The organism is Streptacidiphilus monticola (assembly GCF_042658505.1).
In the GTDB taxonomy this organism is placed as follows: Bacteria; Actinomycetota; Actinomycetes; order Streptomycetales; family Streptomycetaceae; genus Streptacidiphilus; species Streptacidiphilus monticola.
This window is the reverse complement of the sequence record NZ_JBHSQJ010000190.1, coordinates 1-531: the sequence shown is the minus strand read 5'-3', so window position 1 is coordinate 531 and position 531 is coordinate 1. Positions and strand designations below refer to the sequence as shown.

Genomic DNA, 531 nt, shown 5'->3' with positions numbered 1-531 from the left:
GCCTGGGCCGGGGCTCGGGCTGGGGCTGGGGCTGGGGCGCCGGTGCGGTCCGCGGCCGAGAGGAATCTGGGGGTGGGGGTGAGGTTGGCCATGCGCCGCATCCACACCAGCAGGGCGATGAAGCCTGCCGCGAAGGCGGCCATGACCAGCTGCCCGTACCAGGTGTGATACGGCGCCGCATACGAGCCGGAGAAGAACGACAGCCCGAACACGATGAGGCAGAACGCGGTGATCCAGCGGGCGTTGGCCCGAGGTTTGGCCCGGTCGGCCTCGACCTTGCGCCGCATCAGCACCTCCTCGGACACCGACCGCGCCAGATCCGTGAGGGCCCGGCCCAGGCCTGCGCCGCGGTCGGTGGCGTGCAGCAGCATCAGGGCGACGACCATGTCCGCGGTCGCGTCGTTCAAATCGTCGGCGAACGCCCGGTAGGCCTGGGTGGGCGGCCACCCGGCGCCCAACCGCGCCACCAGCAGCCGCACTTCGCTCTCGACCGGCGCGGGCACGGTCTTCAGGCTGGAGACGACGGCCTGT

General features: G+C 72.1%; 1 protein-coding gene. It reads right to left on the bottom strand.

Annotated elements, in window-relative coordinates:
• Positions 1–531 (bottom strand): type II secretion system F family protein (locus ACFP3V_RS31255; protein WP_380591042.1); only part of this gene is annotated, 531 nt, incomplete at both ends.